Source organism: Neobacillus sp. SuZ13 (assembly GCF_030123365.1).
In the GTDB taxonomy this organism is placed as follows: domain Bacteria; phylum Bacillota; class Bacilli; order Bacillales; family Cytobacillaceae; genus Neobacillus.
This window is the reverse complement of record NZ_CP126107.1, coordinates 2,684,846-2,709,777: the sequence shown is the minus strand read 5'-3', so window position 1 is coordinate 2,709,777 and position 24,932 is coordinate 2,684,846. Positions and strand designations below refer to the sequence as shown.

The window sequence follows — 24,932 nt, the reverse complement described above, 5'->3', positions numbered from 1 at the left end:
AAAATTGATTTTTCCCTATTCTGCCCCTTTTTTACTGCGCCCGAAAACCCTCTAGCTTACTTTTTTGGCAAAGTATAAAAGTGATGATTTGATAGAATACTGTATTAGTCAGTGGTGGTCTAATAACATTTCGGAGGAAAAATGCCAATGAATACAAAAGAGTTAAGAAATATCCATGCCCTCGTAACAGGTGCTTCAAGCGGCCTAGGATTTTCCATGGCGGAGGCTTTGCTTCAGGCTGGAGCCACGGTGGCGTTAGCTTCTAGAGTTGGAACTAAATTGGATCAAGCAGTAGAGAAGTTAAAGCGCGAGGGTTATCCTGCTGTTGGAATTCCTTTGGATGTTCGATCAGAACAATCCGTCAATCAGGCGGTCGAATGGGTGAAAAGAGAATGGGGGAAGCTGGATGTTCTCGTCAATAATGCGGGAATTGGGATGAGGACAGTAAATCCGCGTTTTTTAGTCGAGCCTCAGCCATTTTTCAAAGTAACACCAGAGGGGTTTCGAGATTTAATTGATACCAATCTCACAGGATATTTTTTAGTAGCTCGAGGGTTTGCTCCTTTAATGATGGAACAAGGTCATGGGCGAATCATTAATATATCTATGAATCATGAGACTATGAAAAGAAAGGGTTTTGTACCTTATGGACCATCGAGGGCAGCCACTGAATCACTCTCATATATAATGGCAGAAGATTTAAAGGAATATGGAATAATGGTGAATATGCTTTTACCGGGTGGTGCGACTACTACCGGGATGATTCCAGACGAAGTTCGAAAAGAGATTGAATCAAAATTCCAGCTATTAGATCCACGGGTTATGGCCGAACCGATTGTTTTTTTAGCCTCAGCTGCTGCAGAGGGAATCACAGGTGAAAGAATAGTTGCCACCGATTTTCAAGACTGGCTTCTCAAAAGAAAATAAGTTTTTAATCACAGGGACGGATTCTTTTCTCTTTGAAGAAGTAGAGCTGTCCCTGTGATTATTTTTTATATTTTATGAGATGTCCGGCTCCGGCACGGTTATAAGCCAATCAGACAATAAGACTAAAGAGCAAACTTTCTCGCAAGCTTGTCTAGACTCACGCCTTTCATCTACGCGCTTCCGCTTTTGTTCCTTCGGGTTCTGCATAGTTTTACAACATCTGTTATCCATAGCCAAGGCAAGAATTCCATCTTCAACTAACCTGCCCCGTTAGCATAACAAGCAAAAAAGACCGCCGCAGCGATCATTTCTTCAACTCTTGCACCCGATAGTTTAAGTGTAAATCTTCACAAGATTTTCTTGGTAGAAACCTTCATAAAAATTGTTGACGTGATGGTTTATCTTATAATAAAAAGGCATTACCTCATTGTTGAAGTAATGCACCTTAGCTTACAGTCACTTACACTTATTAATATTGTTTCTTAATATAGGTGGTCCCAATTTTTCATTCTTTGAATTAGAAAGACGAACCTGCACTTTTACATTTTCCATCTTTGCTGTTATTTCATCAATTCTTCCTGCCCAAGTCGGACTATCTATTTCTGGAGTTGGATAAAGTCTGAAACGCCAACTTATTTCACTCGGCTTAAAAGCGAATCCTTCATAACTGTCGTAATTGCCAAAAGAGGATGGTTCAGGAAGGTGAACTCCAAGGATACTAATATTAGTTCGTGCGAAACTAGGCGGACGCAACCGCACTTTATAAATTAATGCTGTACCCTTTGCATTTTCAAGTTTTTTATCTGTTGGTTCCAAGACCATAGTACAAGGGAAGGTTGCTGCCTTTAATTGTAAAGGATAAATACAAAAAGTTGAGATGATAAATATGCTTAAAATAAATCGTTTCATAATGCACCTCTTACAATTCTTTTTGGTTAATTTACCCTCATTATGTTCTAAATATAGATAATCCTTCTTCAAGTAAACTGCCCGTTAGTTCAATAAAAAAAGGCTGCCACAGCAACCTCTCCTTCTTAAATTCAAGCATCCGTTAGCTTAACAAGAATAACTCTTCATTCAGTAAAAAAGTTAATATCATCTAAGGCTGCGGTTGATTGTCCTTTAACAATTTCGCTTTTGTCTTTAAGCCCATTTTGAACAATCGGCATCACAACATATAAGCCCCCTTTAGATGATCAAAATTTCTAAGGGGTAAAATTTTTATTGTAAAAAGGAATTCCTTCGACTAAACCAGTGAGCGATTAAATAGAATGAAGTTAAAATAAAGAATGAATATGTATAAGCCCAATCAATTTTCTTGTATAAATCAATCATACCTAATACTGGTATTCCCACATATGCAGCTAATCCACCAAAAATAACTGCTTTTAAATATTGATTAAAGCCAGGCTTATATTGCAACAATACCATTACAAACACAGGTAAAACAGAAAGCCGGAATGAAAAGTTTATTGTTGCTACGGGGACTAACTTCACTGGGTAAGCCCACTTTCCAAAACTGACCCCAACCGTATCAAGAATCTCTGATAAAACCATCACCAATAAACCTGCCGAAAAAATACGAGCTGAACTCTCACGGTTACGGAATATCCCCCAAATAACCCAAGGGATAACCATCATAGCTAATGCAACCCACCATTGCCAAGTAAATAAGAAAGCGTTCATTATTGCTTCAACAATTAACTGATTTGCTTCAGTAATTTTTTGAGTTGCTTTATCAACTTGGTTCAATCCTTCTTGGTATGTCATCGAAAATTCACCTTTTTCAATATATTTATCGTCTGATAGTTTTTACCACATCTTCTTCAACTATTCTGCTCCGTTTGCTCAACAAGAAAAGGGATCGCAGCTGCCATCCCGTCTTTAACTCCCGCACCCGTTAATTGAAGAGTTAATGATAGATAATTAAAAGAATCCCTAAAAATATAAATCAAAAAAGAATAATTAAACCACTTGTGTCTAGTAGGACACCTATTACCGCCCATAAGAATTGATTTTGGTCCTCCTGTTGGTAAAGAATTATTATGAACGAAGAAAAGAAATCCATAAAAGAGCGGATGAAAGAGGATCCTGAGTTTAGAAAAAAAGTCAGAAAGAAACTGATAGAAAAGTCGATTCAAGATAATTACGAAGCATTAAAACGATTATCAAAAGAATAGCAGCGGAACTAAAAAAACCTTTCGAGCTTATCGAAGGGCTTTTTTTGCAAAGGGTCGTTTAGATGAATCAAAACATCCGTTTGCAAAAGACTTTAATATTTTCTTACATTTTATTAACAATAAATTTGTTATTACAATTAAAAGGGAGGAAATATTAATGTTTAAAAGAGTTTTGGTTAGAGCGGTTAGACTTATATGTGAACATGAAGGCGATGATCCCTGTAATAATTTGGAGGTTTTTGGATCACTAGCTACTGCTGTAGGTACTGTGCAAAGTAATAGAAAATTTGATAAAAGGCAAAGTCAGTTTTTGTGGCAGAGAGACAAGGCTCATTATGTAAGTATTGCCCCAGCAAGGATGGACCATGTAATTGATACAGACAATTCCCTTCAATTTGACATGTCCGAAGGTGAATCTATACTTATTGAAGGAATATTAGAGGAATATGATGATACTTCAGCTAATGACCATTAGGTACTCGAAGTCATGTGATTCCTTTTGATCAAGTACCTAATACAGAAGGAAATAAAGCAACGCATCTCAAATGCGTTGTTTATTTCACTCTTTCACCCAGTAGCCGAATAAGAAAAAGGGTCGCGGCAGCTACCCCACTGTTTAATTAAGCTCTCCATTAATTGAAGATTAACTTCTCTTCTCAAAAGCTAACCAAGTTCCTAAACCAATTAGAGTAAATCCACTAACCTTTTTCTGCCATTGCATTACAGTTTTATTTTTTGCTAAAACATTTCTAATCGAGCTCGCAATAATTGAATAGCAAACATCAATTATTAAACCAAGCAATCCAAAAACCACTCCTAGAAATATGAATTGGAAAAAAGTGTTCCCTTTGTCGGGATTAATAAATTGTGGGAGAAAAGTAAGGAAAAATAAAGCAACTTTCGGATTAAAAATATCAGTTATAGCTCCTTGCCAAAAAGCTTTCCACATACCACCTTGATTTTCTTTAATATTAATGTTTATTCCCTCTTTATCTCGAATAGTTTGTATTCCTAAATAAATTAGATACGCGGCACCAATATACTTTACGATTTGAAAAGCAAGTGCAGAAGTCATCAAGATAGCTGATAGTCCGAATGCTGCAAGAAGAATGTGGAACATAATCCCTACTTGCATCCCAAATGCTGTGGCAATTCCAACCTTTTTACCTCCGGCAACGCTACGGCTTACTATAAATGCTACATCTGGACCTGGAATAATGGATATTACCAATGAAGCAAATAAAAAAGCTGTAAAATTAGTAAAATCTAAATTGATAAAATCAAACATAAATACACCTCCGAAGTAAATAGATATTATCACTATAAAGTAATGAAGGAATATTCACAATACTCTTATTACATTAACCCGCCCGTTCGAATAAAGAATGGTGTTGAGCAGGAACTTACTTATAATATTAACGATAGTTTAAAGTTTTCCTTCTTGCACTAACCTGCTTCGTTAGTGGAATAAGAATAGGAGCTGCCGCAGCAACTCCAATCTTTAACTATTGCACCCTTTAGTTGAACAAGGAAAATGACATACAATTCCAATGCTTTGCATCCCTTTTCCTTGTACCTTTCCAGCCCTTTTTCCGTAAATCTTTAGCAATTAACATATTAAAAAAACCGTGTCCAACTAAAGCCACCGATTTATATTCATTAGCATAATCAATTAGCTGTTGAGATGCCTTATTTGCCCTAAATTTTGCTTGATTCAAAGACTCGCACTCGTTTGAATAACCACAGAACCATAGTATTCTTAATACAATTGCCCAGACACTTGGCTTTAATTTCATATTAAATAATTGAGATGCATTAGAAGGTAACTCCTTTTCTCTGAATAAAGGGTCAGTAATGATCTCCGTTACTGGATTTAATAATCTTGCAGATTCAACAGCCCTTTTTAAATCACTTGTAAAAACAACATTTGCAGTTACAATTTTTTCAAGGGTTGTCGAGGGATATGTTGACTCTTCAAACACTCCGTTGTAATCATACTTTTCAACCCACTTCTTAAATTCCAAACAAGTTATTTTATCATTTTCAGTTAGTAGTGATTTTCCATGTCTAATCAATGATATTTCCATAATTCTTCTCCTAGCATTTACACGTTACTTACTACCATTAACTGTTATTCTATAAAAGAATTAAGAAATCCTTCTTCAACTAAACTGCGCCGTTAGTTCAATAAAAAAAGCTGCCACAGCAACCTCTCCTTCTTAAATTCAAGCACCCGTTTGTTTAAGTACATTATTTCACAATCTCTATAGAACAAACAATATTAAAACGCCATTATTAGTTGAGAACTAAAGGAAGGTATCTGCAAATTGTTCTTCTGAAATTACTTTTAATCCATTTCTTTTTAGTAAAGCAGAAGTGACTCCCATCCCCATAATTTTTTTCCGGTAAATTCACCGTTATATATGGTTGAACTGCCGCAAGATGGGCTATTTTCCTTTAGAACCACCAAAGTCGCATTTAATTCAATAGCTTGTTCTAGCGTAGAATATGCTCCTTTTATGAAAGTTGGGTAACATCTTTACCTGATTTATCAACTACTTTAGCGTTTCCATCCAGAACATCTTCTCCATTTCCACCAATTATCTCAGCTGGTTCTCTTGGCGTTAAAAATCCACCAAGTAATTCAGGACATATTGTAATAGCTTTATTTTCTTCTACCAATTTACTTATTTTATCATTTAAACAATTTGTCCCATTATATCTCACATCTAACCCTGCTAAGCAGGAACTCACCAATATCATTTACTAACCCCTTTCTGCTAAGTCCAATTTTACCAAATATTTTCTTGTTCAACTCCTGCCAGTTTGTTGAATAAGAAAGGGGATCACCGAAGCGTCCCCATCTTTAACTCTTGCCCCCATTTGTTGAGTTGCATTTTACCTGTTGTTACTACCTGTTATATCATTACTGGACTTTTCAAAGCATAGATTAACTGTCCTTTCCTTTGAACGAGTACGATGCATTGTATTCGCGGGAATTGTAAAAATTTCACCTGGTTTCAAAGACACTGTTTCATCGTTTTCAAAGTCAATGAAAAGTTCACCTTCCAATACATAGAATAATTCATCACAATTTTCGTGTTTATGCCAGTGGAATTCTCCGTTTATAACAGCTATTCGAAGAGCGTGGTCATTAACTTCACTCACAATAAAATTTGTATATTCGTTTTGATTTTCTATTAATTTGTGTAAGTTTATCACTTCTAATTGTCCTTTTTTCAGCATACTCTTTCTCCTTTGCAATACTTTATCAAAAGAGTTAGTTCGACAAAAGAGTGGAATAACCTTTTTTTCTTCAACTAACCTGCTTCGTTACTTGAAGAAGAAAAAAGCATTACTGTTATCCAGTAATGCTCCGTTAGTTCAACTAAATTAAGATTTAGTTGTTTCCCTTAATTAAGATTTGCTTGTTAATATGATTCTCCATATGGTTAAGGTAGTCCTGTATAAGCCATTGTAATGTTTTTTGGGTATTCCCAATTTCACAAAGATAGGTTAATTTCTCTGCAGGAATACTCTTAATGATATTTATCACAAGCCAAAGCATCCAGCAAACCCTAAAAATAACTATCCTAATCTGTTTTGGTTCAACGAGGTTCCTCCTCAACATCGTATTTATAAGAATAATCCTACAAATATTGGAAAAAACCTTCTTGAACTAAACTGCCACGTTTGCGCAAAAAGCAAAAAAGACCGCCGCAGCGATCCATCTTGAACTCTTGCATCCGTTAGCTTAAGTACAGTTTTTCACAATCTTAAATTCAAATTAGTAATATATAATCTTTTTCACTTTTAATTGAAGATGCGGAATTAATTTAGCTTTCTCCATTCCTTTCTTAAACCTTACATTGTTTAACCAATCTATAATTGCATTTGCATCATAATTTGGGTGTATCTTTTCGCCATTTTCTAAAGCCAATATTTTGTATTGTTCTCTTCATCAAAAATCCACTTTAGGAAGTCTTTTTCAATACAGTTTATCTTCCGCCCTACTTTGGTTGAACAAGAAATGAATTGAATAAAATCGTCACCAAAGTCAATTTTAATAATCAAAAGACCTCACCCCCTCAAAAAGAATCATAGCTGCTTAGGTCAGAAACGCACCCGTTAGTTGAACAATATGCGTGAGAGTACCATTAGATTGTGGTCGAAACAGTAAGTAATTAGCAATGTTCTTTCTAGGCTACCGTTTAGTACGAATATATTCACTTTTCATACGCTCAAATAAGATGATATACAAACTTTGCACGGTGATATATACGGGTAGCGAATAGTAAATTTTCCAGCCAGTATAATAAAACACACCTACTTTTACCGTTACCCACTCGAACAATACAGCAAGAAGCGAAGTTACCGTAAGTATCGCAACGGTACTGACTGGTTTAGGGCGAAACCAGTCATACGCATATAGAAACAAGTACCCGAAGGGCAGGTACATCAAATACAACAGCAGGTCGAACCATTCCACTTGCTTTATGTCGTTAACATAATACATCTCGAAAGGTGGTAACAACAAGATTGAATCGAACACTTTAGCAAATAGGAGAGGGACAAGAGAAGTCAGTAATACCATCGATGGAGGAAACCTCCTAGGTAGCATCCACATACAGCTGAGAACTGTAAGGATGACAATGATGATAAACCATTCATTAACATTGAATCTATCTGGTGGGAAAAGTATCACGGGATCCGAACATCCTTTCGGAGCAGATTACGATACATATGCACCAAAATAAACAGTACGGCTAAATACACAATCCAAGCTGCGAACGTTGAAGAAAAGGTCCAATCGTGATATATGATCACCTTTCCCCAGACCGCCAATGCTTCCATCCCTAATAGTACCGCTGAGCTCCCCAGCCAAATCAGCAACTTCCATCTGAGACTGCCTCGCCAAAATCCAATGCTCACTGCTGTCAGAACGACCGAAGGTACTGTAATGTAACCAAAAATTAGAAAACAGCAAAACGCCCCCAGTTTTGCTGAAGCGGAAAACAAACCGTAGTTGAAAAAAATACTGCCCCAGCTGGTTACGTACAAAAATATACTGACCGTGATTGTAAATACGATTTCAAAAAAGTGAAGGGTTCTCACGGCGAATCGGGCAATGAGTGCTAGAAACAATGATAAGCTTATAAAAGTGGCAAGAACCAATCGTCGAGTCCTCCTTTGGAGTAATACTAAGTCGACTTTATATTTCCCGATTAGATTTAAAATAACTCGTCTCCACTCTTCCACTAAACTGCCCGTTAGCAAAAAAGAAAATGAGTTGCTTACCGCAACTCATTTTCATCTTAAACTCTTGTCCCTATTGATTTTATAGAACGATTATTTGTCCAGTTTTCTATGTTATATTTTTAAGACCTAGCTTCTTTTAGTGGTTTGTTTCTTGGTGCAAACCAACCGATTAGGGCAATACCAACTAATACCACATAGAAGATGACCGTCCATATTGTACTGTGAGGAAAATGATGATCTAAGATACCAATATCCTCATGGGCAAGGGTAATGACAGCAAGTTTAACACCAACCCAGGCAACAATTGCATATGCTGTTGTTTCCAAAGCCGGACGTTTTTCAAGAAGTTGCACAAACCAGGTTGCTGCAAACTTTATCAAGATAAGTCCGGCAATACCACCTAGTAAAACAACGATAAACTGTCCTCCATCCATGCCGCCGAACTCTCCAAGTGGTGAATCTGGGAGTCCAAGAGCAAGAGCAACCGCAGCGAGAATCGAGTCCACTGCAAAAGCGAGGTCAGCTAATGCAATCTTCCCTACTGTGGAATAAAAACCTTTTCCTCTTGCTTCCTTTTCATCGTCTTTATGGATATTCTTATTATCTTTCCCGAACTTCGCTTGTATGACATGTTTTAATCCCAGGTATAGAAGATAAGCTGCTCCTATCGCCTGAATCTGCCATACGTTTGCAATAAAGGAAATGACAAAAAGTGCAGCAAACCGGAACACAAATGCTCCAATAATTCCGTAATTAATCGCCCTTTTTTTCTGGTCATCGGGTAAATGCTTGGCTATTACCGCTAGTACAAGAGCGTTGTCAGCTGATAACAATCCTTCTAATCCTATTAAAATTAACAGTGCCCAAGCATACTCCAGCCATAGTGACTCCATTCATTTTCTCCTTTCTTTTATCATTAACTATAGAATTTCCCAAAAATCCATAGGAAAACTAAATTACTTATATTTAGATTTGTTTAAACAAACCAACTTAGCATTCTTTATAAGTTCGATATAAAGATTGATTTTACCAACTAATTTTTATGATATTGTAATACCCAAAAATTTAAATTTATTTAAATACTTTTTTAAAAAAACACGCCCCTTTAAAATAACACAACAACAAAATCGGCTTCTATTACAGCATGTATCCTTTTAATCTTTCTGATATATCTTCTTTAGTTCTCCTAATGTTGAGTCCAATCATTTGTATAGCGAATCCTTTTTTATTCTACATTTCTACCACATATCTAACCTAACCTTAGTTTAAGTGTAAAAAGTTTTTACTTACCTTTGCCCATTTTTCTTTCATTAAAAATCCATTCTTCTGCAAGAGAATGCAGAAAAGAACCTTCTTCTAATACATAGTTTTGATTGATAATATCGATATAATTTTTCATTGAAAAACCTCACATATAAAATTAGCACTTAAAGTAAACTGTTATAATGAAGCACATATTTCGATACTCAACAAAAAGGCATACATAAGTATTAATTTCAACACCACTTAATACGTTTCCTTCTTCAGCTAACATGCTCTGTTAGTGGAACAAGGAAAAGGCGATGCATCATTAAAGCATCGCCCCATCAGATTCTGTTAACTAGTTATTTTACTTGACATAATTCATTATGCTAAAAGTCCAAAGCTAGTGGAGCAAAAAATAGTAGCCAAGTGTTACTCTTGGCTGATCTTTATCGACCGAGTCCCTTTTTATTCTTACCGACATTATCATTTGGTGAGTCTCCAGTACCATTTTTGCTCTTGCTTTTAGGCGTTCCATAAATTTGATTATCCTTTGTTACTTTAGCTCCAGTTAAAAAATCATCCTTTGTTTCCATCCTTATCATCTCCTTTGGTTAATCTCTCATATTATCTATGTAGAGGATAGGATTTATACGATAATGTGGGTATAACATTCATTTAAATTTTTTAGAATAAAGACTCAGATATTTCACACACTATCTTTAGGACTTGTAGCTAAAGGTAGAACAGATAGATTATATCAGCGTTATTTGCTTATCTTATGGGTTCAAATCCCATTACGTCCTATTCTTCCCCATAAAAAGTGCTCTGACCCTAACGGATTCGGTTTCCTGTCACAAAACTTGAAAAGTAAATCCCAATTGCCTTCATAAAACTACCGTAAATGATGAAGTTTTTCCGAAATAGGGTACCGTTTTTGGCAACCATATCTTTAAGGAAAGCACCCAGTTAGTTCAACAAGGAAAAGACAGCATTGGTAACTGTTCATTCATTACATTACAAAATAGCTAACTGTTGCAATTAATAAATTCGGTAGCCCAATCAATAATATAGAATTAGTTAGTAAAAATCTCTGTTTTCTATCTTCTTTTGATTCAGATTGTAAATTTCTGCCCAATCTATCCCCATCCACGAATGCTCCAGAAAACAATGCACTTAATACCAGTGAGATAATTCCGACAACTCCAGTAATTTTATACAATAAAGTGAAATCGCTTAAAAAACTGAAATGAGGAAAGCTACCACCACGATACCAATTCCTCCAACAAGTTTCTTCATTTAGTAACACATCCTTACTGGTTTTTTTGGTATTTTATTTCGATTTATTTCTATTTTAATTATAACATTTTCTGGAATTTTATTAATGCATTAATTTTCCATTCTTATTACAGTATACTGCCCCGTTAGTGGAACAACAAAAAAGCCGCCGAAGCAGCCGTGGATCTTCAAAACTTTGCCCCCATAATTACAACAAGATCATTCATCATAGGCATCCCCCAGAGTAGGAAAATCATCTTGAAGATCGTACCAATGATTTCCTTTATTTATTATTAAGCGTTCTATTACCTCTATATAGGAATTGGCGATTATAGGGCAACTTCCAGCAACACCGTGAATGTCCCAATTACTATCATAACATCTACTTAAACGTGACTTGTTAAGGTCAATGGTTAAGTAATTATAATTTGTATCACGACCAATAATGTACCAATTTGAAGAAATATCATATTCAGCTTTTTCACCGATGATCACAAATTCTTTAGGAGAAACAATTGTTATCCCATAATCACGGTCGATATATAAGTCAATTCCACCACATATTTTATAAAAATTACCTGGTAAAAGATGTCCTTTTTCTACAACGGGATAGCCCGAAGGAGAATGAACTTTACAGTTTGGTAAGTTCTTTATTTTATCAACCACAGTTGAATTGCCATACTTTTTCCTTCCCTTACTAGACAAAATGTTAAACAGGTAAAGTATAATATTTTTCTCTGTTTATGTCATTTCCTTCTTAAGCTAACCTGCCCCGTTAGTGGAACAAGAAAAAAGAGCTGCCAACGCAACCCTTTGTTTAACATAGGCACCCGTTCGTATTATAAGTTCAGCCAGATATTTCTGGTTGAACATTTTTTATATCGTTTTATGATATCGGTAGCCGGGGTAGAACGTAAGCACCCGTGGGGCTTGGATCCCGTCAACTAAACAGTTCGCCCCCTACTTGTAGAAACATGTTTGAGGCTGGTTGGGACATAGATCTCGTATAACAAGAGAAGCTATGATACTGCAAGAATGATTAGGGGTACCGGTGAATTTAATTATTGGAGTAGGAGATTTAAAAATGAATCCAGTCGTTGGTCTGGATATAGCTAAAGGTAAAAGTCAGGTTCAAGCTTACTTGGAAAAGAAAAAGCCATACAAAGTAGTTTTAAAGTAGCACATACCCTTGAAGGACTAGATGAATTATACCAATTTCTTAGAGAAATTGAGAGTTTAACTGGGGTTAAACCTCCAATTGTACTCGAATCTACAGGGCATTATCATACACCCGTAGTTCAGTTTTTTTAGGAAAGAAATTATTTATTAATCATTGTTAATCCATTAATCTCTTATCGTGCAAAGAGCTCAAGTTTACGTAAAGTAAAAACAGATATTATCGATGCTAATCATCTCTGCAAGCTGTACTATAAGGAGGACTTAGAGCCCTATATAAAACGAGGGATTCAACTTTTAAACCTACGTAATTTAACAAGACAACACGAAAACCTAACAGGTATTGTTGTTCAAACTAAACTACAATTCCAAGCAATCCTTGATCAGGTTTTTCCTGAATTTAGAGGTGTTTTTGGGGACCTATATTCTATTGTTTCTTTACAAACTTTGTCGGTGTACCGTACATCTAACGATGTACTTGAAGCTGGCGAAGGAACTTTAGCAGCTAAAATCAATGAGTTATGTAAAAGTCGTTCTTATAAGTGGGCTGAAACAAAAGCTCAGAAACTAATAGCTGCAGCAGAAAGGAATCCTTTTCAGGAAACCTTATATCAAAGCTTAATTTTAACCCTAGAAATGTACATTAAAATGCTTTTAGAATACCAAAAGCACCTATCTACGTTTGAGGAAGAGATAGATGCTTTAACAAAAGAAATCAAAGAATATAAGATTATCCAATTAATCCCAGGTATCGGAGAAAAAATCGCAGCAACGATTATTTCTGAAATTGGTGAGATTGATCGGTTTAATCACCTAAAAAGCTCGTAGCGTTTGCCGGAATTGATCCAAGCATATTTGAATCTGGTAGATTCAAGGGAAGCGACAACAGAATCACTAAAAGAGGGTCCAGTCGATTACGGCATGCCTTGTTTATGGCTGTTAAATGTGCCATTCGTGATTGTCGCAAAAAGAAAACGACAGATACACTCATCCCCCGAAATAAGCGATTACGGGAATTTTATGATAAGAAACGCGAAGAAGGAAAGCCATATAAAGTAGCTGTAATAGCTTGTGCAAATAAACTTTTACAGTGGATATATGCACTTTTAAAAAGCAACTCCACTTTCCAAAATAGCTTAAATAAAAAATAAAACCAATCAGTACAAAACCTTCCAAAAGTTTAGGTTAGGAAGGTTATTTGGCATGCTTATTTTTAGTATATCATGTGATTTTTAGGATTTTTATTGAAAAATATTGACAAACTATTCGCTGGTTTAGTTAAAGTACATTTTTTCACAATCTTATTTACAAAGAGTACCATCAGGAAAATGAGGATTTACAACGCAAAGCCCATAAGTTTTTCGTTTAGAAAATATCGTTCTTAAATGGTAATAAAAATGAGTAACTCTTTCCATAGCCTAAATAAAAAAGAGAAGAAAACAATGTTCCCTCTTCATAGCATTCTATTTTATCTAATAAAATGCAGTCTAAAATTAAAATACTTAGGTTTTACAAATAATACTCAATCATTTTTGCAAACTTTTCTTTCAGTTTTTCTTTTATAGATAATTGATTGACCTCAGAGGATGTTATTCGCTTTGAATTTTGGAAGTCTTCATTAATCACTGGTTTTATTTTAGAAATAAAGACTGGGTCATGGATATAGCAGTTCATTTCTTCATTTAAATGAAACGAGCGCGAATCAAAATTTACGGTCCCTACCATCAATACGTTTTTATCAATCAAGAATACTTTACCGTGTATCACTCCCTTTTTATAACCGTATACTTCTATTCCCTGTTTTAATGCTTTTCGAATGTATGGATACGCTGCCTCTTTAACTAACAATGCATCCGAATGAGGCGAGAACAGAATTTTAACACGAACCCCTCTTTTTCTTGCATCCACTAATGAGTTCCAAATAGTTAAGTCATTTAATATAAAATAAGGTGTTATTATATTGATGGACTCTTTGGCTTGATGAAACAGAATTGCATAATCTTTCCCAAGTTTTTCTCCGCTATAATATGCAGTAAATCGATGCGAAGTTGCTCCCTTTTCCTTTGTCGCGCTGTGTGTAGGAATCTGCTGTTCTGTGTTTTTCTTCCAGTCTAACACAAATTGATGTTCTAGATCTTGCACCCCTTCTCCTCGTATTCGAAGGTGATAATCTCTCCAATGACCTAGTTTTACTTTTTCTCCTAAATACTTCTTGCCGATGTTAAATCCGCCAATGTACCCAATGCTTCCATCAATAATTGAAATACGGCGATGATTCCGACGATCCAAAGAAGCAAAAAGATAAGGAAAAGCAGGCTTATTGTAATACGTAAAATGCACTCCTGCTTTAACCAATAATTCTCTTTCCCTATTCTTAAGTAAAATTCCACCTAGCCTGTCCACTGCATAATATACCTCTACACCTTCCTGGCTTTTTTGCCTCAATAAATCTAGAAACTGATGACTTACTTTATCATCAGCAATAGAGAAAAAGTTGATATGCACGTAATGTTTTGCTTTTCTTATATCTGAGAATAATTGATTGACTAACTGTTTACCGTCCGTATACATAGTAATATTACTTTGACGAAACGGGTATTGGATGGGCTGCTGGTCAAATACCATCCTTTTTTCGGCTGTTGTTCTGTCAATATTGCTCCAAGGAAGCAAAACAAAACATGCGCCGAAAAAAACAAATAGGAGTACTTGAAGGATTTTCCGTATTTTTTTCAACATATGTAATCTCCTTTATATATTATCGTTTTCATTCTTTTAGTTTTTGTTATTGGGACAAAACTATCCTGTTAGCCCTCTATGGAGCGGAAGTTTTGCAATAATCGTTGGACCGAATATTCCTCTTTGCCAACTATATGTACTTTTAAATTATGTCACTCATGCAGAGATCAACACCTTGACCACATGGCAGTCAACTGGTTTGTTCGAGACGCAATTAAAGTTTTAGGATATAAAGGTCGTGTTCATACCTATTTAATCCACAGTGGACCTGATTCCGAATGGCCATGGCCCCAAGGGGTTACGCCACGAGATCCTTTTGCTCTTCATGAAGCACTTGATTTTAAAGGAGTTCCTATTCATCGCTTTGTTCCATGGCCTCCGCCAGAAAGAGTGCCTCTGAATGAAGCTGTTGCACATCAAAAGCTAAAGGCTATTCGAGCTTACCGTTCACAACTTGTAGATAGAGAATTTCTTCAATCTTTTACAAAGAGCGAAGAAATTTTCTGGGGTATGTAACCTCGTTAATTTTTATATTTTATTTTCATGGGAGTTTAAGTAAAAACTTCACAAATCTAATTTTAACCGAAACCATATTCCATGTAATGGTTTACCGTTTACCTGGCAGTACGTTCGTAGGATGAGAAGTCGGGATTTAGTCTCCCCCCTATTTAAACCCCTTTGTTTGAAGGGCCCTAATACACCCTCCACCCTTGAAAAAAGTACAAATGACTAAGCTATTATTCCCAGGATAACCTCCTTTGTTAAATTAAATTAGGTTTCCATTATTCCAACTTACGGTGTTACACAAACAATTGATGTTTTTTATCTTTTTCATTATTCACCTTATGTACCCTCTGATTAAAATAAGAAAAGGAATAAAGGCAATGGGAAGTGCTTATGCCCCGTTTGCCTTTCTGATGAAATTTAGTATAATTGACCTTTTACTCGTGCTTTAAAGGTTGGCGGATCATTATCTTTTTGAAAGAAAGCCGGTGTATACACACCTGAGAACTTATTATAATTACGTAATGGTGTATAAAAATCTTGAACTAGGGAACCCTCAAATCTGCCAGGTTCAGGTACTACTAAAATATCCCATTGGCATCCTTCAGCACGATAATATTGATTAATTTCTGCAATCAGACTAAGCTCACTATCTGATAAATAGACCAGATGTTTTTTCTTGGATTCAAAAAGGGACTCCTGAACCCAACGTGCTAAATACATTTGACCAGTTAATTTGGAAAGAGCTAAGTAATTTCTTGGAGAGTTTCCATCGAGCGGCTCAATCCCCACTTTTGGTAAATCTTCTCTTATCGATTCCGTTTCAAGTAATCCATTCAATAATGGACTTAGCGGGGTCATAAATACTTCTTCAAAATGATTGATTGTTGATTTAAGTGCTTTCATTTGTTTATACATTTGTACATTTGCTTGTAAAAGTTCAACACTGGATATGGTTAACTCATCTTTTGCCTCTTGTAATTCCTTGTACGAATGATCTAATTGAGCTTTTTCTTCTTTTAGTTCTTCATATGAATCAGCTAATTGAGCTTTTTCTTCTTTTAATTCTTCATATGAGTCAGCTAATTGAGCTTTTTCTTCTTTTAATTCTTCATATGAGTCAGCTAATTGAGCTTTTTCTTCTTTTAGTTCTTCATATGAATCAGCTAATTGAGCTTTTTCTTCTTTTAATTCTTCATATGAGTCAGCTAATTGAGCTTTTTCTTCTTTTAATTCTTCATATGAGTCAGCTAATTGAGCTTTTTCTTCTTTTAATTCTTCATATGAGTCAGCTAATTGAGCTTTTTCTTCTTTTAATTCTTCATATGAGTCAGCTAATTGAGCTTTTTCTTCTTTTAGTTCTTCATATGAAGTTGCTAATTGAGCATTTTTTTCTTTTACATCATCATATGAGTCAGCTAATTGAGCTTTTTCTTCCTTTAGTTCTTCATATGAACTTGCTAATTGAGCATTTTTTTCTTTTACATCATCATTTGAATCAGCTAATTGGCTTTTTTCTTCTTTTAACTCTTCATATTTTTCTGCTAATTGAACTTTTTCTTTTCTTAGTTGTTCGTATAGTCCATTTAGTTGGGCATTTTTATTTTGTAGTTCTTTATAAAATAATAGGTTTCTCTCATATTCTAATTCCTGAAACCTATTAACATGAGCAGTTTTTTCTGCTAATAAATTAGTTATAGGTGAATTTTCATTACCAATTTTTTGTATTAGACTCTGAATCTCTTGGTGCAATTCCTTTTGAAATTCCTGATTGGACTTCATCATAGAACCCCAATACTTCATGATGGATGAGTTCGATTCATTGGTATGATCCATTTATTTACCCCCTTATCAACAATTTCATTGCCTTCAATATTTATTTTCTGGTATTTCATCTGCTTTTATAAAAACATATTCAATCACATTTTCCTCAACAGCAACGAGTCCATAAGAAAAAACTTTGTTAATTTCAACCTCGGAAAATAGACTCCTAATGAGTGAAATGATTCCTGTTTTTTTCGGATATTTCAGGGCAGTATTAATTGGATACGAAAATGATTCGTCTTTTGAGTAAACATATTCAAAGGAATGGGAGGTTTAGTAAATTAAAATCCGAATGGTCCTTGAGGACAACATGGGTTAACCGGTACTCAGCACATCGTTTGTGTCTCACAACACTTATTTACACAAGATTCTGTGTGTGGAAAATAATGTTGATGATTAATATGAAGTTTGTAAACTGTTGTCGTATGAGGAGGATGGACATGTGTGACTACCTTATTAAATATATTTGTTTCTACATATTGATGTGGTGGGGCATACTGTACAGGAAACGCTAGAGGCGGAAGTAGTTATGGTGGGCAGTATTGGGCTTGCAATGGTCGTACAGGCGGTATCATATTCGGCAACATGTTTTATGGTGGAAAGTTTCTTTTCATCGTTAAATGACCTCAATGTGAATATGTCTTGTTACATCAACAGTCTATGTGGATTCTTGTATAAGCGGACTAGTTATATACCTATTTTTTACTAGAAATAGTGGTGATTATTTGTCTTTACCGAATATACCAAATATCACACCGTTGATTTCAGTTTCTGTTGAACACACTATTCCTTTACTTCTCAGTTCCATTGCTCTTGAGGAGTTGGCTCTTGCTCATATTATGAACGCTGAGGCAGAGAAGATGCAGTTCGTTCTTGGATAACTAGGTGACTCAGCGGTTACACTTTCACCTGCAGATGTCTCATCAGGAGATTTACTAGATGTCAATGCAAGTGTTCAAAGTACCCTTCGTGACGTCATCAAGAAAAAATGCTCTTAGAATTCAAATTTAAAAATACAAATGGCGGTCTGACTTGGAATTATGAAATTGTTTCACTATCTCTACAATCTTTTTTGCAATTAATTCCATTATTTCCGTGTGCACTCACTAGCTTTGTTTCTTGCACTTCGAATCCGCCGCCCATTTTTTGTTCCCACGGTGTACCACCGACTGTCGCGCCCATTTAGGGGTAGCACTTATGGGAGATTAATCCTCTTTTTGGTTGTGCGCCAGCTTTCCTGATTTTATTTTAAATAGAAAGGTATTACTATTTCGTTTTACCAGCTAACCTTATACTTTCTTCAAGAGGCACAGCCTTTTTTTAAAAACTGGTTTCTCTTGGTCTATTTTTTCATGCCCTTTTTTCATTTTTTATTTTCATGGGAGTTTAATAACTTGCCCACAGCTTTTATAGAGTTTGCAATTTTTACAATTTCTGATTTAGCTAATTTGTTTTCACCTTGATATTCAACAGTTAATTCTAATTCTTCTTTTTCTTCTTCCCAATCTAAGTATTGCTTTCCGTTTTTTTCATTATAAAAATATTTTGTTCCTTTAATTCTGTTCTTTTTATCCCATTTGGGATCATTGTACCAACTTACGTTATTAGTGGCAGTTACTACGAGCTCGGCTTTTTTTGATATATAATGTAATTTTAGTTTATCGCACCTCTTACCGCAGGATGAAGTGGTCATATAACTCTTACTATACTCAAAAGGGATATAGCCAGGTTCAGCTTCTATTCCCACCCAAGAACCTTACCAACTTATTGGCATTTTTAGAATAGGTGTATAAAAAATAACAACAAATAAGACAACGGCTGAAGCAATTTGAAGGTATTTCAATACTTTTTTCTTAGTAATTCGTAGATGTTCCAAAGGTATTTCCTCCAAATAAAGTATTTGAGATAATCATATCAAATTATTTGATTAGAGTGTCCATACTTCCCATTAGTCAATAAGAAAAGCTGCCAATATGACAGCTTGGATTTAAAACTGTTGCTTCTGTCCTTCTGCGTCTTTAAAGGAATCGCTTTACCATATGAAACCAAGCGTTTCTTCAACTATCCGGATGCTTTAGTGGAACAAGAAAAAAAGTCGCTGCTGCGACTTTTTATTTAACATAAGCACCCGTTATCATAATAAGAACTTTATACACTTTTCTATCCAAATGATGAAAAAATTAATAAAAATCTATATATGGTTCACAGATAATGCTCTTTAATTTATATTTGTTATTTTTTTTTAAAGTTTTAAGAAGCCTTGCGCTCTTTAGCCTTCTTTAGTTCCCTTAAGCTTTGATTAACTCTCGTTATTCCACGGTAATAATAAAATCCGTAAGACGATCCTCAAAATGAGTAATACGTCTTTCCAACTCCTCTATAGTAAGGTTATTAGTATTCTTCATAAACCTACCAACTCCTCTTATTATAATTTATATATAAACACAAAGTAAGAAAACCACCTTAGATAAGATGGTTTTCTTACTTATTTATAAACTAACGCACCCATTAGTTTAAGTGAAAATCTTCACAAAGTATCAGGAAGGAAGTTGCTTAAGTTCTAATGAAATGAAATAAAATAATAAGCCCTTTCTGTTTTTATGCAGAAGGACTTGAATATGGATATTAATTGATTTTATTTTTTATTAATTCATCCCTATCAGGAGCCATAGGAGGCTGTTCTAGCCATCCATTTTTAATCATTATATTAGCCCCGTCTTCAGCATACAAAGCTATTTCAGCAGTAAGTCCTACATAATGCAGACCTAAATCCCTTCTAGGACTCATCGCCATACTTGTACCATAAAATCCAATACTTAGGGCAATAAGGGATGAAGTATAGTACATCATAAGTTTATCTGAAAAAGTATAAGCTGTAGACTCTGTTACATTTGAATCCCATGACATAGGTACTGGAAGGTAATCCTCTTTAAGGATAGATCCAAAAACATCACAATGCTTTTTTGCAATTTCTACACCTCTAAATAAAAACTTAGCTACCTCTTGTGACTGTGCAACTTGACTAAATCCTATTAAGGTTGCAACTCCAAAAGCATTTCTTTGAAAATTAACATAGAGGTTTGATATTTCTGTACCTATTAATGGTCTCCTTTCCCCAAAAAAGCCTTTAAGGAAACTTTGTTTTTTAACAAAATCAATATCATCTGGTATAGGTAAATAAGGAGACCTGATATAAAGACCTTTAGATAATAAAAGCTCTTTTACATCCCTAAGAAAATTTATTAATTGCGAAATACACTCACTAAAATGACTGTAAACATCTGCCCTAACTGATACTGATAGATGGATACTGTATCCTTGCAAAGCAATTTGTGATGCATGATGAAGGTAATTCAAGAAATATGTGTCTGAATACAACCTAGGAGCATTTACATTTATATCCTCAATAAGTTTAAATCCATATGGTATTGGGTACTTTTCTTTGTTGAAAATCTCAGTTAGTGTTTTAAGATTGCCTTGAGCAATTTCAAAAGCATGTTTGACTAATGCTTTAATCTCTTCATCCTCAACTATGGTCAAAAAGTATTTAAACTGACAAGCAATGGCAGTATCATTAATATAGGATGTCCAAAGAGCTGTTATCTCTGTTGATGTAAGCTGTTCATAACTGTCTGCCTCCATAAAAAAACCTCCATCTAACCAAACAATCCTTTCTTGTACAATATTCCCTAATTTTTCTAACAATATGTAAATAAAAAGGCCTACTGCTTTATACAGTAAGCTAAAAAAATTTATTATTTCTGCCCGTTAGCTTAAACCACCTATTGTTCTAAATTATCACTCCTCTGTTGTTCAATACTTAGAGGATGGCTAATGTTATTTTACCTCGTCTAGATTTTTATTAATCGATTTTTCCACTATATACTGAAACCCATAAATAATAATTGCTAATGACACAGGAAAAATAATAAAATGATTTAGTTAGAGGAATGTTATAAAAAACATATAAGAGGGAAGTTGAATTATATGGTTAATAAAAAGACATTCGCTTTAGCGATGTTAATCATTCCTTGGATAACTGTTCCTTTTATGGAAAAAAAATCATTTTTTAGATTTTTACCTGTTGCAAGTTTTGTTAATTTAATCATAAGTGTGTTAAGTGTAATTGCTAATAAGAAAAAATGGTGGGAAACTAAAAATCCTTTATCTCCCGGTTTTGTGGATTTTACATATATATTAGGTCCTTTTTTTATAACTACACTTTGGGTATTTAAACTAACATACGGCAATTTTCTGAAATATTTAATTACAAATATAGAATTATCCGGCTCCGTTGCAAAAAAGGGATCGCCGCAGCAATCCCAATCTCAATTAACCCACCAGTTAGCTTAATAAGAACTTTATACATTTTTCTCTCCAAATGATGGAAAAAATAATAAAAATCTTAATTTGTTTCACAGATAATGCTCTTTAATTTATATGGATTTTTTATAAAAGTTTAGGAAGCCTTGTACTCTTTAGCGTTCTTTAGTTCCCTTAAGCTTTCTTTGATTAACTCTCTTTGTTCCTCGGTAATAATAAAATCCTTAAGACGATCCTCAAAATGAGTAATACGTCTTTCCAACTCTTCTATAGTAAGGTTATTAGTATTCTTCATAAACCCACCAACTCCTCTTATTATAATTTATATATAATTAGAATTCTTCATAAAATCCTCCAAAGCCACTATTGGCAGTTGGATTTTCAAGTAAAGGAAGCTATCTCATTCGAAATCCTTTTAATCCCAGGATCCCATATTTAATTTTCCCATTGTTTAAGAACTTGTTCTTTTGCTATACGATAAACTTCTTCTTCTGTTTGGTTTTTGGTAGCTATTACGTTGGTTTGATAAACTTTACCTTTATGTGTTACATAGATTGTGTACTTGTACATATTGTTCTATCTCCTTTTTTATAATTCTAACCATGGTGTTTTTTGACTTTTTTATATTTTACAAATATAGTGAAAGTTAATAAAGCTAAAAAAAAGGTCAAGATTTGACAAAATCTCCACATAACAAAAATTAATATCCTCACAAGCAAAGGTAATAACTGGAAAAGCCCATAAAATCAACAAACTTTTTATGATCTTAATCTCTTATGTACTTTGTTACACTACTTAGAATGCAGAAAAATGTCGAAATAAATAAACTAAAAAAGTTGGCTCCTAATAGCGAATTTACCTTTTTGTTTTAATCCTTCAATTTAAATACCCACAAAGTAAAAGAACCACCTTAGATAAGATGGTTTATTTGAATGTAGGTGGGCTACTAGGCATACATCCAATCCTAGCTTTGACCCTGAGCATAAACTGGTTATATGTCTAATTTCATTAGGGAGTGAACCTCGAATTATGGTATATATACGACAAAATCCAACCTATGCCCAGAATACCTGGGGTCTTGAAAATTGTATCTATCGTTTCACGTATTTGTGGCTAAGAAATGGAGACAATTTCTGGTTTTTTTTGACGACCATCGGGCATCAAAGAGTTTATGGCTATAGGTTTTTCGGCGGAAGATGGAATCAATATTCGGTTGCTTTAAGAGATATTGTTAACTTCCATTGTTCTCCTCCAACTCCAACTCTTTATTAAAACACTGCTCCTGACCTTCGTAATCGTATCGTTCAGTGTAATTTTAGAAGCGTCTGGGCTTTCACATAATTAGAGATCGTTTTTTTTTTGAATCTAATACTGTGATCAATTCGCCACCTGCTTGTTCCCTTCCATCATGTATAGAACGTTAATCAAATCGATTAGCGTTCTTTATACTGTAATTAGAATAAATTCCAAAAATATAAATTCAATTTTGTTATTATTCTAGGGGTGGTTAAAGTAATCCCTCTTAAAGTATACTGCTTCGTTAGTGGAACAAGAAAAAAGAGCCGCAGCTACGACTCTTTGTTAAACTAAACCACCCTTTAATTCAATAAGCGAGATGAATAAGTTGCCAAAAGTGACCTGCATTATTAATGCCTTATTTCCTCATAATCTGTACTTAGAGGTGAAGCATATATATTAATAAATAATATGTAAACTGGATACAGAATGACAGACCCATAAATCAGAAGGCTAAATCTCGGAAATAGTGTTACCCCTACATTAATAGGAAAAACAACAGGGAAAAAAGAGAAAAAAAGAATAAAATATGGTAACCACAAAAGGAGTGACAAATAGCTGTATTTTATACTTATAGTCCATTTTTTTGTTAAGTAAATGAATAAAATTGTTGAAAGTAGAAGTCCAATAACATTAATAGCAGCAATTACAATGTAAACATTATCCCATTCCCAGCCAGTTAACATACTAATATGAGATACATTTATAATGAGTTCGATTGCTATAAACAACGCTATAGCGTATAAGGCACTAATAATATTTAACTTTATAAAAAACTTCATAATATACCTCCTTAATTAAGAAACAGCAACACCTCTGAGTTAAGTTCTTAATTCAATTATAATCATTCTTAAAGTAACATGCCACGTTAGCTTAATAAGCAAAAAATAAGTAAACTAATTAAAGGGAGATTAGAAAATGAGAAAAACTTATTGATCTCACTTTTCTTTTTCATCTCGTAAGTAAATAACCTCCCATAACTCCACAACCCTATCAGTAATAATAGCCTATATATCTATTACAAAATCCCCTACTTTGATTTGATTCTTTTCAAACCATCCCAGATTTACCTCGATTGCATAGTGATAAGAAAGTTCCGGATCATAAATAGGACATTCATCCTCTGTACAAGGGACCATATCTAGAATTTTTAGAATTTTTCCATCTGATTCAAGAAATGCGATAGATAAAGGAATTAATGTGTTTTTCATCCAAAAGCCGACATTTGTTTTTCCTGAAAACACAAATAGCATCCCCTCGTTCTCGGGTAATTTGCCAACAAACATTAAGCCCTTATCTCTTTTTTCTTGAGTATCTGCAACTTGAACGGTTAATTTGGTGATCCTTTCTCCACTAGATACTTTAATCATTTTTGTTTGAAGTCTTGTTATTTTTTCTTGACGAAAAAGAAAACCGATTAATTTTAATCCATTTTTCCACATATTCACTCACCTTGTCTTTTCCCTTTGTATTAATAGGAAGAAAGTTGCAGATAAAACGAAAACAAGAAGAAAAAAGCAACAAGGAAAACTCCTTATCACTTCCTATACTTATTATATGGTTTTACATTTAATACTGTATTTTCAATAATCACAGCTACAATATATTAAAAGATTAAGGAGGTTTTCTTCAATTGCTCCGTTAGCGTAAAAAGAAAAGCTGCCACAATTGGAAGCTCTGATCTTTCGCTTAGCTGATAAGGGAGTGATAGACAATAAAAAGAACTCCTAAAAAAATCAGACCAAAAAGTACGATTAATCCACTTGTATCTAACAAAACACCCTAGATTGCCCAAATTAAATAAAGAATTTTAAATTTTGAACTTGTCCCTTTAAAATTTTTGTAGGACTCTTTAATCAGCCACCCTAAAATGATACATCCGCCTACAACCATTAAAATGCCGATAATCACTATCTTCATAAAAGTCCAGATTCATGCCCCTTTATTAAAATTATATCCGTAGGCTTTTAACTTTTTCACTTCATTTATCCTTCTCTAGAAGTTAAGCAAGGACAACACCAAATAAATCTACCTACTTTTGAACTGAAATCACAACGAAATTAGCACAACTTTTAGCATATGAACATTAGCCAATGCCGACCTACCAAATAGTATGCTAATGTATTTGTTTTTTTATCTATTTATTGCCCCTAAACATAGATATATCAACAAAAATAAAGAGTCCAA

26 protein-coding genes and 3 pseudogenes are annotated in these 24,932 nt (G+C 34.5%); 7 read left to right on the top strand and 22 right to left on the bottom strand.

Annotated features, from left to right (window positions below; genetic code table 11):
• The first annotated feature begins 147 nt into the window (after positions 1-147).
• Positions 148-927 carry an SDR family NAD(P)-dependent oxidoreductase gene (locus QNH17_RS13105; RefSeq protein WP_283879085.1) on the top strand — a complete coding sequence of 260 codons (780 nt, stop codon included), beginning with the start codon at positions 148-150 and terminating at the stop codon, positions 925-927.
• Between the two features lie 456 nt (positions 928-1,383).
• Here QNH17_RS13105 and QNH17_RS13100 read toward each other — a convergent pair whose 3' ends face one another.
• Positions 1,384-1,836 carry a YoqH family protein gene (locus tag QNH17_RS13100; protein WP_283879084.1) on the bottom strand — a complete coding sequence of 151 codons (453 nt, stop codon included), beginning with the start codon at positions 1,834-1,836 and terminating at the stop codon, positions 1,384-1,386.
• A gap of 312 nt (positions 1,837-2,148) precedes the next feature.
• Positions 2,149-2,697: a CBO0543 family protein gene (locus QNH17_RS13095; RefSeq protein WP_283879083.1), complete on the bottom strand. Its 549-nt coding sequence runs from the start codon at positions 2,695-2,697 to the stop codon at positions 2,149-2,151.
• A gap of 275 nt (positions 2,698-2,972) precedes the next feature.
• On the opposite strand from QNH17_RS13095, the gene QNH17_RS13090 reads away from it, so the two are divergent.
• A complete protein-coding gene (locus QNH17_RS13090) occupies positions 2,973-3,107 on the top strand; it encodes a hypothetical protein (protein ID WP_283879082.1) in 135 nt (44 codons plus the stop codon).
• A gap of 157 nt (positions 3,108-3,264) precedes the next feature.
• Positions 3,265-3,582, top strand: a complete 318-nt coding sequence (locus QNH17_RS13085) for a hypothetical protein (protein ID WP_283879081.1) — start codon at positions 3,265-3,267, stop codon at positions 3,580-3,582.
• Positions 3,583-3,750: 168 nt separating this feature from the next.
• Here the strand turns inward: QNH17_RS13085 and QNH17_RS13080 are convergent, their stop codons facing one another.
• The 11 genes and pseudogenes from QNH17_RS13080 to QNH17_RS13035 form a co-directional block, all read right to left on the bottom strand.
• Complete coding sequence (locus QNH17_RS13080; protein ID WP_283879080.1) at positions 3,751-4,395, bottom strand: LysE family translocator; 645 nt, start codon at positions 4,393-4,395, stop codon at positions 3,751-3,753.
• Positions 4,396-4,624: 229 nt separating this feature from the next.
• The gene (locus QNH17_RS13075) at positions 4,625-5,194 is read right to left on the bottom strand and encodes a histidine phosphatase family protein (protein ID WP_283879079.1); all 570 of its coding nucleotides are present in this window, start codon (positions 5,192-5,194) and stop codon (positions 4,625-4,627) included.
• Between the two features lie 219 nt (positions 5,195-5,413).
• Positions 5,414-5,870: pseudogene (locus QNH17_RS13070) on the bottom strand (2-thiouracil desulfurase family protein).
• A gap of 135 nt (positions 5,871-6,005) precedes the next feature.
• Positions 6,006-6,353: a cupin domain-containing protein gene (locus QNH17_RS13065; protein WP_283879078.1), complete on the bottom strand. Its 348-nt coding sequence runs from the start codon at positions 6,351-6,353 to the stop codon at positions 6,006-6,008.
• A gap of 684 nt (positions 6,354-7,037) precedes the next feature.
• A complete protein-coding gene (locus QNH17_RS13060; RefSeq protein WP_283879077.1) occupies positions 7,038-7,181 on the bottom strand; it encodes a hypothetical protein in 144 nt (47 codons plus the stop codon).
• Between the two features lie 130 nt (positions 7,182-7,311).
• Positions 7,312-7,701 (bottom strand): hypothetical protein, encoded by a 390-nt coding sequence (locus QNH17_RS13055; protein ID WP_283879076.1) that lies wholly within the window; start codon positions 7,699-7,701, stop codon positions 7,312-7,314.
• A 107-nt stretch (positions 7,702-7,808) separates the two neighbouring features.
• Positions 7,809-8,282 (bottom strand): hypothetical protein, encoded by a 474-nt coding sequence (locus tag QNH17_RS13050; protein ID WP_283879075.1) that lies wholly within the window; start codon positions 8,280-8,282, stop codon positions 7,809-7,811.
• A gap of 203 nt (positions 8,283-8,485) precedes the next feature.
• Positions 8,486-9,259 carry a TerC family protein gene (locus tag QNH17_RS13045; protein WP_283879074.1) on the bottom strand — a complete coding sequence of 258 codons (774 nt, stop codon included), beginning with the start codon at positions 9,257-9,259 and terminating at the stop codon, positions 8,486-8,488.
• A 798-nt stretch (positions 9,260-10,057) separates the two neighbouring features.
• Positions 10,058-10,204 carry a hypothetical protein gene (locus QNH17_RS13040; RefSeq protein WP_283879073.1) on the bottom strand — a complete coding sequence of 49 codons (147 nt, stop codon included), beginning with the start codon at positions 10,202-10,204 and terminating at the stop codon, positions 10,058-10,060.
• 416 nt (positions 10,205-10,620) lie between these two features.
• The gene (locus QNH17_RS30010) at positions 10,621-10,917 is read right to left on the bottom strand and encodes a DUF5316 domain-containing protein (protein ID WP_481858598.1); all 297 of its coding nucleotides are present in this window, start codon (positions 10,915-10,917) and stop codon (positions 10,621-10,623) included.
• A gap of 188 nt (positions 10,918-11,105) precedes the next feature.
• A complete protein-coding gene (locus QNH17_RS13035) occupies positions 11,106-11,552 on the bottom strand; it encodes an SMI1/KNR4 family protein (protein WP_283879072.1) in 447 nt (148 codons plus the stop codon).
• A gap of 418 nt (positions 11,553-11,970) precedes the next feature.
• On the opposite strand from QNH17_RS13035, the pseudogene QNH17_RS13030 reads away from it, so the two are divergent.
• Positions 11,971-13,213 (top strand): annotated as a pseudogene (locus tag QNH17_RS13030) (IS110 family RNA-guided transposase).
• 358 nt (positions 13,214-13,571) lie between these two features.
• Here the strand turns inward: QNH17_RS13030 and QNH17_RS13025 are convergent.
• On the bottom strand, positions 13,572-14,798 hold the full coding sequence (locus tag QNH17_RS13025) for a phospholipase D-like domain-containing protein (protein ID WP_283879071.1): 1,227 nt from the start codon (positions 14,796-14,798) through the stop codon (positions 13,572-13,574).
• 183 nt (positions 14,799-14,981) lie between these two features.
• On the opposite strand from QNH17_RS13025, the gene QNH17_RS13020 reads away from it, so the two are divergent.
• Positions 14,982-15,314 carry a hypothetical protein gene (locus QNH17_RS13020; protein ID WP_283879070.1) on the top strand — a complete coding sequence of 111 codons (333 nt, stop codon included), beginning with the start codon at positions 14,982-14,984 and terminating at the stop codon, positions 15,312-15,314.
• A gap of 408 nt (positions 15,315-15,722) precedes the next feature.
• Here QNH17_RS13020 and QNH17_RS13015 read toward each other — a convergent pair whose 3' ends face one another.
• Together QNH17_RS13015 and QNH17_RS13010 are read right to left on the bottom strand one after the other, a co-directional pair.
• A complete protein-coding gene (locus tag QNH17_RS13015) occupies positions 15,723-17,138 on the bottom strand; it encodes a coiled-coil domain-containing protein (RefSeq protein ID WP_283879069.1) in 1,416 nt (471 codons plus the stop codon).
• A 314-nt stretch (positions 17,139-17,452) separates the two neighbouring features.
• Positions 17,453-17,605 (bottom strand): annotated as a pseudogene (locus tag QNH17_RS13010) (CotD family spore coat protein); the annotation flags it as partial.
• Between the two features lie 183 nt (positions 17,606-17,788).
• Between QNH17_RS13010 and QNH17_RS30005 the strand changes: the two are divergent.
• A complete protein-coding gene (locus tag QNH17_RS30005; RefSeq protein ID WP_481858597.1) occupies positions 17,789-18,007 on the top strand; it encodes an alpha-helical endospore appendage domain-containing protein in 219 nt (72 codons plus the stop codon).
• 482 nt (positions 18,008-18,489) lie between these two features.
• Here the strand turns inward: QNH17_RS30005 and QNH17_RS13000 are convergent, their stop codons facing one another.
• Positions 18,490-18,873, bottom strand: coding sequence for a hypothetical protein (locus QNH17_RS13000; RefSeq protein WP_283879068.1), 384 nt, complete (start codon positions 18,871-18,873; stop codon positions 18,490-18,492).
• A gap of 878 nt (positions 18,874-19,751) precedes the next feature.
• A complete protein-coding gene (locus QNH17_RS12995; RefSeq protein ID WP_283879067.1) occupies positions 19,752-20,768 on the bottom strand; it encodes a DUF3231 family protein in 1,017 nt (338 codons plus the stop codon).
• Positions 20,769-21,113: 345 nt separating this feature from the next.
• Here QNH17_RS12995 and QNH17_RS12990 point away from each other — a divergent pair, with 345 nt between their 5' ends.
• On the top strand, positions 21,114-21,479 hold the full coding sequence (locus QNH17_RS12990) for a hypothetical protein (protein WP_283879066.1): 366 nt from the start codon (positions 21,114-21,116) through the stop codon (positions 21,477-21,479).
• 106 nt (positions 21,480-21,585) lie between these two features.
• Here QNH17_RS12990 and QNH17_RS12985 read toward each other — a convergent pair whose 3' ends face one another.
• The 4 genes from QNH17_RS12985 to QNH17_RS12970 form a co-directional block, all read right to left on the bottom strand.
• Entirely contained in the window at positions 21,586-21,744 is a 159-nt protein-coding gene (locus tag QNH17_RS12985; RefSeq protein ID WP_283879065.1) for a hypothetical protein, read from the bottom strand.
• 140 nt (positions 21,745-21,884) lie between these two features.
• Positions 21,885-22,019, bottom strand: a complete 135-nt coding sequence (locus QNH17_RS12980) for a BA3454 family stress response protein (RefSeq protein WP_144555969.1) — start codon at positions 22,017-22,019, stop codon at positions 21,885-21,887.
• 1,076 nt (positions 22,020-23,095) lie between these two features.
• The gene (locus QNH17_RS12975; protein ID WP_283879064.1) at positions 23,096-23,527 is read right to left on the bottom strand and encodes a hypothetical protein; all 432 of its coding nucleotides are present in this window, start codon (positions 23,525-23,527) and stop codon (positions 23,096-23,098) included.
• A 225-nt stretch (positions 23,528-23,752) separates the two neighbouring features.
• Positions 23,753-24,187 carry a DUF192 domain-containing protein gene (locus QNH17_RS12970; protein ID WP_283879063.1) on the bottom strand — a complete coding sequence of 145 codons (435 nt, stop codon included), beginning with the start codon at positions 24,185-24,187 and terminating at the stop codon, positions 23,753-23,755.
• Positions 24,188-24,932: the final 745 nt, after the last annotated feature.

Excerpts from the sequence above, each read along its gene's own strand:
- QNH17_RS13105 (WP_283879085.1), top strand. The coding sequence starts at position 148 with ATGAATACAAAAGAGTTAAGAAATATCCATGCCCTCGTAACAGGTGCT.
- QNH17_RS13100 (WP_283879084.1), bottom strand. The coding sequence starts at position 1,836 with ATGAAACGATTTATTTTAAGCATATTTATCATCTCAACTTTTTGTATT.
- QNH17_RS13095 (WP_283879083.1), bottom strand. The coding sequence starts at position 2,697 with ATGACATACCAAGAAGGATTGAACCAAGTTGATAAAGCAACTCAAAAA.
- QNH17_RS13090 (WP_283879082.1), top strand. The coding sequence starts at position 2,973 with ATGAACGAAGAAAAGAAATCCATAAAAGAGCGGATGAAAGAGGATCCT.
- QNH17_RS13085 (WP_283879081.1), top strand. The coding sequence starts at position 3,265 with ATGTTTAAAAGAGTTTTGGTTAGAGCGGTTAGACTTATATGTGAACAT.
- QNH17_RS13080 (WP_283879080.1), bottom strand. The coding sequence starts at position 4,395 with ATGTTTGATTTTATCAATTTAGATTTTACTAATTTTACAGCTTTTTTA.
- QNH17_RS13075 (WP_283879079.1), bottom strand. The coding sequence starts at position 5,194 with ATGGAAATATCATTGATTAGACATGGAAAATCACTACTAACTGAAAAT.
- QNH17_RS13065 (WP_283879078.1), bottom strand. The coding sequence starts at position 6,353 with ATGCTGAAAAAAGGACAATTAGAAGTGATAAACTTACACAAATTAATA.
- QNH17_RS13055 (WP_283879076.1), bottom strand. The coding sequence starts at position 7,701 with ATGGTATTACTGACTTCTCTTGTCCCTCTCCTATTTGCTAAAGTGTTC.
- QNH17_RS13045 (WP_283879074.1), bottom strand. The coding sequence starts at position 9,259 with ATGGAGTCACTATGGCTGGAGTATGCTTGGGCACTGTTAATTTTAATA.
- QNH17_RS13040 (WP_283879073.1), bottom strand. The coding sequence starts at position 10,204 with ATGGAAACAAAGGATGATTTTTTAACTGGAGCTAAAGTAACAAAGGAT.
- QNH17_RS13025 (WP_283879071.1), bottom strand. The coding sequence starts at position 14,798 with ATGTTGAAAAAAATACGGAAAATCCTTCAAGTACTCCTATTTGTTTTT.
- QNH17_RS13020 (WP_283879070.1), top strand. The coding sequence starts at position 14,982 with ATGGCAGTCAACTGGTTTGTTCGAGACGCAATTAAAGTTTTAGGATAT.
- QNH17_RS13015 (WP_283879069.1), bottom strand. The coding sequence starts at position 17,138 with ATGGATCATACCAATGAATCGAACTCATCCATCATGAAGTATTGGGGT.
- QNH17_RS12995 (WP_283879067.1), bottom strand. The coding sequence starts at position 20,768 with ATGGAGGCAGACAGTTATGAACAGCTTACATCAACAGAGATAACAGCT.
- QNH17_RS12990 (WP_283879066.1), top strand. The coding sequence starts at position 21,114 with ATGGTTAATAAAAAGACATTCGCTTTAGCGATGTTAATCATTCCTTGG.
- QNH17_RS12985 (WP_283879065.1), bottom strand. The coding sequence starts at position 21,744 with ATGAAGAATACTAATAACCTTACTATAGAAGAGTTGGAAAGACGTATT.
- QNH17_RS12980 (WP_144555969.1), bottom strand. The coding sequence starts at position 22,019 with ATGTACAAGTACACAATCTATGTAACACATAAAGGTAAAGTTTATCAA.
- QNH17_RS12975 (WP_283879064.1), bottom strand. The coding sequence starts at position 23,527 with ATGAAGTTTTTTATAAAGTTAAATATTATTAGTGCCTTATACGCTATA.
- QNH17_RS12970 (WP_283879063.1), bottom strand. The coding sequence starts at position 24,187 with ATGTGGAAAAATGGATTAAAATTAATCGGTTTTCTTTTTCGTCAAGAA.